This window comes from Paenibacillus sp. MDV22-iso6 (assembly GCF_058408365.1).
This window is the reverse complement of the sequence record NZ_JBZVDZ010000006.1, coordinates 207,132-219,430: the sequence shown is the minus strand read 5'-3', so window position 1 is coordinate 219,430 and position 12,299 is coordinate 207,132. Positions and strand designations below refer to the sequence as shown.

Sequence of the window (12,299 nt, the reverse complement as noted above, 5' to 3'; positions counted from 1 at the left end):
ATGACGAAAGCCCCTGAACGGGTGCACAGCATACACTGTGCTCCGCGTTCAGGGGCTTTACTTTTTTATTTATAAGATGGCAATTTAATGTTAATCATTATGGATTACCCTTCGATCAGCAAAGACTCTGGATCTTCAAGCAATTCTTTTACCGTCACGAGGAAACGTACGGCTTCGCTACCATCAATGATACGGTGATCGTACGACAGGGCGATATACATCATCGGACGGTTCTCCATCCGCTCTGCATCAATCGCTACCGGACGAAGCTGGATTTTGTGCATACCCAGAATACCTACTTGAGGTGTATTCAAAATTGGTGTGGACAACAGGGAGCCAAACGTTCCGCCATTGGTAATGGTGAAGGTTCCTCCTTGCAGATCAGACAAAGCTAGCGTGTTGGAACGCGCTTTGGACGCCAGGTCAGCAATGCTTTTCTCGATCTCAGCAAAGCCAAGACGATCTGCATCACGTACAACCGGTACGACAAGACCTTCTTTGGCAGATACCGCAATGCCGATATCATAGTACTTTTTGAGTACAACATCTTCACCATCAATTTCCGCGTTAATGGTTGGGAACTTTTTCAGTGCGCCTACAACTGCTTTGGTGAAGAAGGACATGAAGCCGAGATTGATTTCATGTTTCTCTTTGAACTTGTCCTTACGACGTTTACGAACATCCATGATTGCCGTCATATCCACTTCGTTAAACGTAGTCAACATCGCTGCAGTCTGCTGTGCTTCTACCAGGCGTTTCGCAATGGTAGCACGACGGCGGGACATACGTTGACGCTCCACTGGTTTGGTATACGTGGAACCACCTGCTGCCGGAGCACTAGGTGCTGTAGCGGGAGCTTTAGCAGGAGGCGCTGTAGGAGCGGCAGCCTGCGTGTTGTGAGTTTTCACATCATCCTGATAAACACGGCCAATCGGATCCTTGCTCTGTACCTGATCGAGCTCAATACCACGCTCACGTGCAAGTTTACGAGCAGATGGTGAAGCTGTCTTCGAGCTGCTATCCGAAGATTCCGGTGCTGCAGAAACGGGTGCTGGTGGCGGAGTTGGAGCTTCCGGTGCAGGAGCTGATTGTTTCTGCTCTGTTGCTGCTGGTTGGGAAGCGGACGCGCCGCTTCCTCCTCCAGTTCCAGCTGAAAGTGTTCCAATCGTTTCACCAATTTCTACAGTCTCGCCTTCCTGGCGAACAATTTTCTCAAGAACACCGCTCTCTTCAGCACTGATCTCAATATTTACTTTATCCGTTTCCAGTTCCAGAAGAACATCACCCTGATTAACGGTTTCGCCTTCTTTGACCAGCCATCTGGATACGGTTCCTTCCGTTATCGACTCACCCATTGCAGGTACTTTAATTTCACTCACAGCTGTTACCTCCCCAGTGGAATATTATTCTTCGTCGTTTGCTTCAATGCGGATGTAATGATCTGTTGCTGTTCCATGCCATGCACAAGTTGATAACCGCTGGAAGGACTCGCATGTTCCGGGCGACCTTCGTATTTAACGGTTGTTCCTTCTGGCGCGATTTCACGAAGACGAGGCTCCATGTATGTCCAGGCACCCATGTTTTTGTTTTCTTCCTGTACCCACACCAGCTCTTTCAGCTTGCTGAAACGTGCAAGTACACGCTTGATTTCTTCCGCCGGGAACGGATACAGCTGTTCGACACGAATAATGTGAAGCCAAGACCAATCTGCTTTATCTTTCTCAAAAGCATCTTCCAGATCGATGGCGATTTTACCACTGCACAAAACAATGCGCTCTACGCGATCCGGTTTCGTGCCCAATCCTGCTTGCTCAAGCACAGGCTCAAACTTGCCTTCGCTGAACTCTGCTGCAGGTGAAGCGACACGAGGATTACGAATGAGACTTTTCGGCGACATCATAACGAGCGGACGAGCATCTTCCGTTTCAGTCAACGAAGCCTGACGACGCAACAGATGGAAATATTGCGATGCACTTGTCAAATTCGCAACGGTCATATTATCTTCTGCACAAAGCTGCAGGAAACGTTCCAGACGAGCACTTGTATGCTCAGGTCCCTGACCTTCGTTCGCATGCGGGAGCAGCATGACCAGACTGGATTTTTGTGACCATTTGGCACGGCCGGCAGATACGAATTGGTCAAAAATAACCTGTGCACAGTTGGCAAAGTCTCCGAATTGTGCTTCCCAGATTACAAGCGTATCTGGTGAATAGACGTTATATCCGTATTCGAAACCAACAACGGACTCCTCAGACAACGGACTGTTGTAGATGGCAAAAGATGCTCTTGCCTGTGGCAGATGATGCAGTGGGCAGAATTTCGCACCATTCTCGGAGTCATGCAACACCAAGTTCCGATGGGCAAACGTTGCACGCTCTGCATCCTGTCCACTGATCCGGATTGGTTTGCCATCCGCAAGAATGGTAGCAAACGCAAGCGTCTCTGCAAGACTCCAGTCTACTTTCTCGCCTTCGTTCAGAGATGTGCTTCTGCGCTGCAAAATACGCTGCAACTTCGGATACACATTAAAATTCTCTGGCCATTTCAGCAAATCGGCGTTAATTGTCCGCAGATTTTCCAATGGTACCGCAGTTGGAATAATCGAAACGGCTTCTGGCTCGCTAATTTGACGTTGATAATATTCATGTACTTCATTGTTCTTCATCTGCTCGTATGCTTCTTTTAAGCGGTTCGTCACAGCTTCACGAATGCTGTTGATGGAGGCATCGTCGATAACCGATTCCTCTTTCAGATGATCCTGATACAAGTGACTAACCGTTGGATGAGCTTTTACTTTGTCATACACCGTCGGCTGTGTTGTTTCTGGATCATCCGTTTCGTTATGACCATAACGACGGTAACCGATCAGGTCAATCAGGAAGTCCTTTTTGAACAGGTTACGGTATTCTGCTGCCATACGAATAGCTGCGATACACGCATCCGGATTGTCTGCATTGACATGCACAATCGGAATCTCATATCCTTTGGCAAGGTCACTCGCATAATACGTTGAGCGTGAATCGCTGCTGTCTGTTGTGAATCCAAGACGGTTGTTCACGATAATATGAATTGTTCCGCCATTTTGGTAACCAGGCAATGCTTTGAAATTGAGCGTTTCTGCTACAATACCTTCCCCAGGGAAAGCCGCATCACCATGCATCAGAATAGTTGCCGCTTTGGTTACATCCTGCTTCGGATATCCCGGATCACGGCGATCATCCTGTGCTGCACGTGCAAAGCCCTGTACAACCGGATTTACATATTCCAGGTGACTCGGGTTATTGGCTAGCGTAAGACGCGCTTGTACTGTTTCACCGTCTTTTACATAACGGTTTGCGCCCAGATGATATTTGACATCCCCCGTCCAACCGTAATTGATTCCTGTTGACCCTTCGGAAGGAACCAAATCCTTGTTCGGAGAATGATGGAATTCAGAGAAAATTTTGCTATACGGCTTGCCCAGTACATGAGCAAGTACGTTCAATCGACCACGGTGAGCCATCCCCATCAGAATATGGCTGGAACCAGCGTGTGCCATAATTCGGACTGCTTCATCCAGCATAGGGACTAACACGTCGTTACCTTCAATGGAAAAACGTTTTTGCCCAACAAATGTTTTGTGGAGGAAATCTTCAAATTGCTCCACTTCAACCAAACGTTCCAGCAAAGCTTTACGCTCCTCTGGATTAAGCGGTGCCGGCGAAGTACGAGATTCTGCACGGCGGTTCAGCCATTCCCGCTCATGAACCTCATGCACATGGCTGAATTCATAAGCGATAGGACCAGTATATATTTGCCGCAGGCGCTGGATGGCATCCAATCCTGTTACCGTCTGTCCATCTGCACCTTCCCAGATCAGGGAAGCTGGCAGAGCTTTCAAATCTTCTTCATTCAATTCAAAATGCTTCGGTTCAAGCAAAGAAGTATCTGAATCTTCACTGATTCCAAGGGGATCAATATCGGCCGCAAGGTGACCATAGGTACGAATATTCATTACCAGTTTCCCTGCTGTAACCGCTTTCTGTAATAGTTGAATATCCACGCTTCCGGAAGCCTTTTGGGCGTTGCCAGAATACGAGACTGTATGTGCATCCCTGCCAGACATCGGCGGTGCACCCCATTGTTCAAATAATTCCCGATAAGCCGGTGTAACTGCACCCGGGTCTTGGGAGTATAATTCATATTGTTCCTGTACGTATCCCATATTCGGGCCATAGTAACTTTCCCAGGGTTTCTTGTTGCCTTCCTCGATCGTCATCGACGTTCCCTCCGTCTTGATTTAGTCATAAGTTTTTGACGGAAATCATTGACTAAGCCGTAATTTGCGTTCGTTCAACATTTTAAGCTAAATTTTTCATGAAGTCCAATAATCGTGCTGTTGGTGGTAGTAACGTTGTTCCGACGCTCCCGTCAAGGTTTGTCTGCGTTTTCAAAATCATAGTAAACTGATGATTGTATATACCGTCGCACAGATGTCGAATACTGTCCTGATCCGTTCGAGGGTTACACCTTCCTCAACTTTTTCAAGTGAAGTCCGTGTTCTAATATCTATTCTATAAACTTTTACGCTCAGGAGCATTTCCTATTTTTAGTTCAATTGATGCATAAATTAGATGAATCGAATAATTGGAACATTTCCGACCCACAAATGTGCTCTGATTGTATGGCGTTTTGTTGTTAATCGCTTATCCTACAATGGTTTCTACACATTTTCAGGTTTCACCCGATTTGCAGCCTCCTTATTTAGAATTGTGGTCCATAATGTCCAAAAACAAACCGTCAAGATAAATATTAACCATTTGGCTTGGTATTCAACAAGAAAATGGGTATTTCTTGAAATTCAATGTATAAACCAAAAGCCGCCTGTAATGCGTAAAAGCATCCGTGCGGCTCTTTTGGACTTAGTTTATTTAAACTGACAGACATTTTATTTTTTTTAATGTGGCACCTGAGACTGAAAATCGCTCCGGCTGGACTGATCTGCATGGTAAAAGACCACATCGCCATCCTTGAGGTGCCAAGTTCGGCCTTGACTGTCTACTGGTCTGTTATTGAAACCTTCCATCTTCCACTGATTCATCAGCGGAGCATAAATGTATTGCAGGTGTGGAGCCTCTGTATTCCCATCTCGAAGTGTCTCGATATTAAAGTTGACCACGATATATCCGTCCTTCAGAAATACAGAAGCCTTTTCATCCAGTTGATTTTGTCTGGCAAGCGATTCGAGATTGGTTCCCTTTGGCACGACGTATACATCTGCAGGCAGGCTGTATTCTCCGTACCAACGCTGGATCGCCGCATTCGCTCGGTCCACACTAACACCCGAAGGAATGTCTGTCTTGGGTCCAATCAGTGTACGAATGGAAGCGGGTAGGATCATCCAGTCATAGCGGCCTACCCATGTTTTCTGGTGAGAGATTTGATCTACAAGCTTAACCATATAATCAGCGAGCGAACTCTGATTGCGTTCATCGGCAGTCAGTTCATACGTATACTGATAACGCGCCGTGTCCCCCAATTCCGTACCGGGTACGTTACGCAATCTCGAGTTCAGGACAACAAACCTTTTCTCCAAATCCTGCGCCGATCCTATCCGAATAAGTCGCTCTTGACCGCGGTGGTAGTATAGATCAACTTCTTGTCTGGAAGAGCCATCTTTGCTAACAAAGTAGAATGTTGGAGTAATTCGAACACCATCCTGTTTCCCAAACATATTGCCTTTTGTTTTCAGGTCGAACTTGATATGGTAACCCGTTTTCACCGCAATATTACTAAAACCCTGCACAGGGTGACTACCTGGGCGAACAGGTAACACGAATGGTGCCAGATTCCCTCGCGGATCACCATCAATACTGTTAAGTCCTGTCCAGTAGCTCACTCCTGTCGGCTCCGAACTCCCGAGTTGCTTGCGGAACACGTTCTCCCAATTATAATCGGCGATATCCGTAACGTGAAAATCATACAATCGCCCAACAACCTCCACCGGGACCGTATCTGCCGCAACATGATGGGTCAGATTTGTGTTGGCATCCTGCTGTTCGGTGAATGTCGAAGGAGCATTTTCCGCAATATTGCGAAATTCAACTCGGTAATGCCCTTCATCCACCCATACTGGAAGATAGAAAATGGTATCCAGTTGGTTAACCGGAATGTCCACCCAGGTCTTGGCTGGAATGAACTGACTCCTATCGGCGTTATAGACGTCAAATGGGAAACGAATCTGCTTGATGCGAAAATACTTAGCATAGTCCCTATTGCCATAACCCGGGTAACTGGTTGCGTCCAGATGCTGCCCTGAGGTCGGGATGCGCACGATAAACGGTCGTTCCAGAATAAGCGCCGAACTTGTCGGATCAGGCACTGTTTTCTGGTTATGGGGCTGATCATCAGACACCCAGGCGTAGTTAACGACAGGCGTGTGCACCGTGACAGAATTGATTCCTTGAATAGAAAACTTCTGATCCTGACCGCCTTTAATGTTTCCAGGAATCAAGCCATATGCGATCTCGCCCGTTGTCGGTTGGTCCGCCTTGTTGACCAGTGTATTCTGAATAGTTAAACGATTCTGGTACAGCACGTTGTCGCCGATCATACCAGGCTGTGGAATTGTCCCAGGTCGCGGAGCAGTCTTATCCATCGAAGCAGGATCCATCACAGTGGTACCGTTAAACACTACCTTGTCATTATTTACAGTGTTCTCTTTAACCTCAGTCTCCGCTTTGGATTGGAATAATGACGTCTCATCAGGTGTAGGCGGCTCGCTGTCACCGCCTGACTTTGTTTCAGTGCCAAGGTCGATTTCCTTGCAAGGTGCAGGTTTCACATGTGCGGTAACCGCATCATCATTAGCCGATTGTAAGGTCGGGGGTGTATATCCGTTTGGAGTCAACGTTACTGTACCACCGTAGCCACCAAGTGCATAGTTGGATATCGTAGCTTGATTTATCTGATAGACTTCCAAATTATCAATCTGCCAATAACTATATTGTCGGATGACCTGCATTGGTTTTTCCACAGGAACGTCTAGTTCCTTAGGTTGTGGAGGTGTGCCTGGATCATTCGGTCCTGTCGAGGCTCTGCCCGGAATCGTCCATGTTTTGTGATACTTCTTTTTTACGTTAACCGTATAAGTCACTGTTCCCGTCATGTTCACCCACCGGTGCTGGAACAAGTATCCTTTAGCCATGACATTTGCATAGAGATCTTCAGAAGTCGGAATGCCTCGGGTGACATCGAACTTCTCAGACCCCCGATCATCAGCTTTCAGCACGCCCGAAACGGAGGGGTCCATGACAGCCGATTCGATCAACGCTCCTTTATTAGGAGGACTGATGGTCACGGGGCAACCCACAACACCGCCGTTACCTGGATCAGTTCCCCCATCTCCTCCGTTGCCTGTGCAATCCTTTACATCTAAAACCTGAGTTCCTTCCTCATCCAACTGCTGGGCAGTATCCAAAAATCGCGCAGTAATGGTGGTGCTGCCGACGATACCCTTGATCGTCATTTTCCCATCTGCACCTATGGTCGCTACTGCTGGATTAGAGCTTTGCCAGGTCAATTTGGGATGAGCAGTAAGCTCATGAACAGAAAGGTCTGACTTGGTCAGGATAGCTTTAGCTTGCAGCGGTGTGGCTGTGTCTGCTTTACAAGCGTTTGGCAGGTTCACAATGAGTCCTGGTTCGGACGTTACCGTAATGTCAGCCGTATCCGAGATGAGGTATGTACCGTTGTTCCAGATTGCACGCACAAAAGCAGTACCCGGCTTTTCAGCCTTCACCATTCCGGTTTTGGGTTCAATACTCACAATACTAGGATCGGATGACCACCAGGTGGTTTCAGCTTCGCGCCGACTTACGTCGATGCCTTCACTAAATTGAGTTGCACCATAATTTTTCGTTTTAACTTTGGCTACCATCTGTTTAGTTTCTCCGACCGTTAGAGTGGAGTCTGGAGTTACGTCGATTTGCTTTTCTTCTTCGAGATCCCCTTCCCAGATGATGTCCATAGGAGTGTAATAAACGACATTGTATTTTGGACATCCTTCCGTTGTCTCACCACCATTTAAAAAAGGTTTTTTTTCAGTCGGGGTATGGTAGCCTCCAGTAATTGTCCTTATTGCTACAATAGTAGAGGGAAATGGAGGACTTGGGTCCCCTACGCCAGTATAAGAATTTTGATCTGCTCTACCTTGATAGTCAACATCATGTATTCGAACATTTTTAATATTTGTTGCATCTACTTTGTTTCCATTATAGTCAGGCCAACTTTCTGGGGGCCATTTACTGAAATCAACATTATCAGGTATTTCTTTAGCTTCAGGATATGGACTCGAACAACTTCCTACATTTCTCGCATAGGTTGGGCCTCCCGCATGTTCAGCTTTAAATCGCCCGTCATCGACTTGGTACCAGTACACTCCTGGTGTTCCTATAGTAGGTGTTGCTAAGACCGTGACTTTATGAGGATTTTTCATTGATTTTGGCCCATACTGATCTGTTGCTGCATTAATGAAATTAATGGGTAGAAGGGAATTAGCTAATAATTCACTAACAAACACAGTTATCAAAATGAGACTAAGGAAACGTTTATTGATTTTTTTCACCACCCGAATCAAGCTACCTTTGAATTTTAAACGCTCCTTCTGTATCAGACTTCAAGAAATAGGACCAAGACTTATTTCTTAAAGTTGATGTAATCCAAAATCTTGTTTCAACACCCTTTTTAATCAGTTCACTAGAATTCATGGGTAACGTTGTAAAGCCATTCTGTTTTGCCAATTCCAAATCTAAGCGATTAAATTGTATAAGAGAATCAGAAAATCCCTTGTTAAATGTTAATAAATTTGATTCTTCTAAATTTGAAGTGAAAGAAACATCAGAAAATGTTTTATACGAACCAGGAACATAATTTTTCTCCAATAGTAATGAGGCATAAATACCTTTTGGTGTGCTCTTAGTGGTATCCACGACTATTAGTCGATGTATCTTCATTACACCAGATTTGTTAGTTAAGGTAATGTAACTTTTGGATAAGTCTGAAATATTAGCAGAACCCGAACTATACTTATAATTACTAATCGTCGTTAAATTCGTTCCAGTCGTACCAACCTCGCGCATTTCATTCAAATCACTGTACTTCCCTGCATCCGTACCCTCGACATCCATATAACGCAGCAAAATGGCAGACACTTCAGCTCGCGTTGTTGGATCAGCAGGCTTCAAGGAACCATCCTCAAATCCACCCACAATGCCAGTGCCGCGAACAAGTGCAAGATAAGGAATTTGCTCTGCACGAATCGTTCCGCGATTTACTTCAGGGGTAGGTAGCAGTGTATTTTTGCTATCGTCAAAAGCATCCTGGAAACTGGTTCCCGACTTGATCAGTCCGTTTGCAATCCATTTCATCATCTCGTAGCGTGTGAGCTCGGCATTGGGGTTGAATCCTTTCGGATAATCATTAGCGTTAATAAAGCCTTGGCCCACCAACTGTGTCACAGCTGATTCAGACCAGTGTCCCTTGAGATCAGCAAAAGGATTCTCGCTTTGTACCTTTTCCGAGCTGGTTGCACGGCTGAGAAGTGTGGCATACTCACCACGTGTGATTTTGGCATTGGGGCGGAACGTACCATCCTGATAGCCGGAGATCAGATTTTTATCATAGGCTTTGACAATTGTGGCTTGCGCCCAGTGCCCTTTGATATCTTTGAACTTCGTAAGCGCAGAGGCAGTTGTGCCCGCTCCATTCGTGCTTGTAGCAGCATCCACAGTAGACACCAGACCCACGGTTCCAGTAGTCAGCAGCGTTCCTGCCAGCAAAGCCGTCGTCAACAATCCGACTATTAACACATTCCTTTTTGATTTACTACCGTTTAATCTCATCTGCTTCTTCAAATCTACTCACTCTCCTATGTACCTTAGTATGGGGCAAACTTCTGCTTCTTCAGCAATCGTACTACTCTTCAAGCCAAAACCTAAATTTGTAATAATCATCAATATTCTACCATGCAAATCTAGGCTATTGGTATTATTTTTCAGCAATCCCCATCACTACAAGGCCTGCAACCTCCCCTTCCAAAGACCCAATTCACCCCTAAAAACACAAAAAAAGGCCACGAATCCGCAGATTCATAGCCTTATGCTTTAAGGTGTCAGTCCTATTCATTTGAAAAAATTGTAATCTATCTATCACAGAATAAACGATTCTGTTCCATTTGACCAGTCCTAAAATTCAAATCAAGTAGTTTTGTTAATCATATACTTTGCAAATGGCGTCAACGACAACGCTCCGACCTCTTCCAGAGTAAACCATTGTGCGCCCAGCGAATCTTCGCCATCCGGTTCCCTTTTGATCTCATAAGGCCGACTTTCGCATGTCAAATATACATCGTATAGAATTCCAATATGGTGCAGCTCTTCCGGCTCGCCTTCGTGAACCCACTCCAATACGTTCGATTCCGCAGAACGAATCACCAATTGTAGATTGGAAAGACCCGTCTCTTCCTCGATCTCACGGTGTAGGGCGGTCTCCGGTTGCTCACCAAACTCCAACCTTCCTCCAGGCAAATCCCATTTCCCCATGTAGGCCCCTCTCGCCTTATGTATTAACAGGACTTTTTGCTCCCAAGTGACTAAACCGTATACCCCCATGTGTGTGTACCGATCCACTTAAAGGTTCTTCCTCTCGTCTGAAAGATGCCTAACTTGCTCTTCCAATCTACGAATACGCTTATTCAACTGATAGAACGATGGAGTAAATATCACTCCAATAATAATAACAATGACCCAAACACTCAAATCATCAGCCCCTATCTTAAGAATCTCCCGACTCTAGCGATAACCGAACAATCAGTTCTTCACCCTCAATCAACAATGCGGTTAACCCTTTGTTCGAGCCAGATTGGTGATTCTCCCGTTGGTCCAATACGCGGCTTCTCCCGATCGTACAGCTACCCGTTCGCCTGTCTCACCTTCCACCCACCCTTCCCCTTCAAGCACCAGAAACACCTGGTCGCCCACAGCTGGATGCAAACCTACACTTCCTCCTGCAGACAGTTTCAGTTGTGCTACGTGGCAGGCTGTTGCGCTTCGGAGTATCGGCGTAATCTTTGCTCCCTCACTGCCATAAGCGGTGATGGTACGTCGGTCCTCTGGTTTGAGACGATATATCTTCACTTCTTATTCTCCTCTGCCACGGTATCGAGATCCAGAGACAAACGAATCATATCGACGCAGCGAATACCATCTTCTATAATCTCTTCTTCATAATGCTTCACAAAGAAATCCCGATCGACCCCTACAATGCGAAAACCACAGCGTTGATATAGCTTCAACTGATGAAAACTTGAGTTGCCTGTCCCAATTTCTACCGTTCGACCACCGAGCCTGCGTGCTGCCTCTATCGCTTCCTTGATCATGTGTTTGCCAACGCCCTGTCCCTGTAACTCTTCCTGTACGGCAATATTAACAATCTCTACCGTCTCTGGACGCGTCTTAAGCAAAACAAACTCTCCTACCATTTCTCCTTCATATTCAGCGATAAAACAAACACCGCGACTCAGATATTCGTCAACTATGGCTTTGGACGGATCAGCCATCAATAAAAGTTGATAAGGTTTTTCTTCTTCCCAGTCCAAAATCCGGAACGACAATTTCACACCAATCTCCACCTTTTCCTCGTACATATTCATTTACGTCCCGTTTGCAGAAGCCTATGTATGGCTAGTCACCAAATATATAACAACCTTCCGTATATAAATGTTTTAGTCTGAATTCATATTTTTCTCTTTTTATAACTTCGGGTTACTCCGGAACGATTTTTATACTTTATTTTAACCATCTAGTTCACCAAATCTATTAGCTATTTACCGCTCCAGCCTGATTTTGATAATGACGAATCACCATGCCAGATGCTTTTTGCATTCCCTGTTTCTCATAGAACTCCTGGAGTTCGTTATCGCACAGAAGATCAATCATATAGAGATCACCTAGACGATTAAACATACGCTTGATGAGATCTGTTCCGATCCCTTTACCCTGATACTCCGAAAGCACTTCCAGTAAGGGAATATATGCGCTAAGAACTCCATCTGAAATCGCTTGAATAAAGCCCACCACATTTCCGGTTTCTTCATCAATAGCCAGTTCGACAGCATAGGATTGTTCCAGCAACTTCAGAAATGTAGGCGTAGATGGAGGGTTTGGCCAACCTTCGAAAAAAGCCCCGCTAAGTTGGGCGATTCCTATTCCCTCCAGCGATTCACGAAATGTAATATCCATAATAGCAAGTCCTCTCCTTTT

The 12,299-nt window shown here is 45.7% G+C and carries 8 protein-coding genes; all 8 read right to left on the bottom strand.

Annotation, left to right across the window (positions count from 1 at the left end; all coding sequences use genetic code 11):
* Positions 1-104: 104 nt before the first annotated feature.
* Positions 105-1,379, bottom strand: a complete 1,275-nt coding sequence (odhB, locus tag AC4PM4_RS18385; protein WP_491614246.1) for a 2-oxoglutarate dehydrogenase complex dihydrolipoyllysine-residue succinyltransferase — start codon at positions 1,377-1,379, stop codon at positions 105-107.
* Positions 1,380-1,384: 5 nt separating this feature from the next.
* Positions 1,385-4,258 (bottom strand): 2-oxoglutarate dehydrogenase E1 component, encoded by a 2,874-nt coding sequence (locus AC4PM4_RS18380; RefSeq protein ID WP_090954425.1) that lies wholly within the window; start codon positions 4,256-4,258, stop codon positions 1,385-1,387.
* A gap of 678 nt (positions 4,259-4,936) precedes the next feature.
* Positions 4,937-8,008, bottom strand: coding sequence for a DUF5704 domain-containing protein (locus tag AC4PM4_RS18375; protein WP_491614244.1), 3,072 nt, complete (start codon positions 8,006-8,008; stop codon positions 4,937-4,939).
* A 610-nt stretch (positions 8,009-8,618) separates the two neighbouring features.
* Positions 8,619-9,893: an S-layer homology domain-containing protein gene (locus tag AC4PM4_RS18370; RefSeq protein WP_491614243.1), complete on the bottom strand. Its 1,275-nt coding sequence runs from the start codon at positions 9,891-9,893 to the stop codon at positions 8,619-8,621.
* 342 nt (positions 9,894-10,235) lie between these two features.
* Positions 10,236-10,649, bottom strand: coding sequence for an NUDIX domain-containing protein (locus AC4PM4_RS18365; RefSeq protein WP_491614242.1), 414 nt, complete (start codon positions 10,647-10,649; stop codon positions 10,236-10,238).
* 228 nt (positions 10,650-10,877) lie between these two features.
* A complete protein-coding gene (locus tag AC4PM4_RS18360; protein ID WP_491614241.1) occupies positions 10,878-11,174 on the bottom strand; it encodes a cupin domain-containing protein in 297 nt (98 codons plus the stop codon).
* A complete protein-coding gene (locus AC4PM4_RS18355; RefSeq protein ID WP_072734060.1) occupies positions 11,171-11,689 on the bottom strand; it encodes a GNAT family N-acetyltransferase in 519 nt (172 codons plus the stop codon). Before AC4PM4_RS18355 ends, AC4PM4_RS18360 begins: the two co-directional genes overlap by 4 nt.
* A 166-nt stretch (positions 11,690-11,855) precedes the next feature.
* Positions 11,856-12,278, bottom strand: a complete 423-nt coding sequence (locus AC4PM4_RS18350) for a GNAT family N-acetyltransferase (protein WP_491614240.1) — start codon at positions 12,276-12,278, stop codon at positions 11,856-11,858.
* Between the last annotated feature and the right edge of the window lie 21 nt (positions 12,279-12,299).

What these genes read in the sequence shown, in the direction of transcription:
- AC4PM4_RS18350 (WP_491614240.1), bottom strand. Translation starts at nt 12,278, where the DNA reads ATGGATATTACATTTCGTGAATCGCTGGAGGGAATAGGAATCGCCCAA.
- AC4PM4_RS18355 (WP_072734060.1), bottom strand. Translation starts at nt 11,689, where the DNA reads ATGAATATGTACGAGGAAAAGGTGGAGATTGGTGTGAAATTGTCGTTC.
- AC4PM4_RS18375 (WP_491614244.1), bottom strand. Translation starts at nt 8,008, where the DNA reads ATGGACATCATCTGGGAAGGGGATCTCGAAGAAGAAAAGCAAATCGAC.
- AC4PM4_RS18365 (WP_491614242.1), bottom strand. Translation starts at nt 10,649, where the DNA reads ATGGGGGTATACGGTTTAGTCACTTGGGAGCAAAAAGTCCTGTTAATA.
- AC4PM4_RS18380 (WP_090954425.1), bottom strand. Translation starts at nt 4,258, where the DNA reads ATGACGATCGAGGAAGGCAACAAGAAACCCTGGGAAAGTTACTATGGC.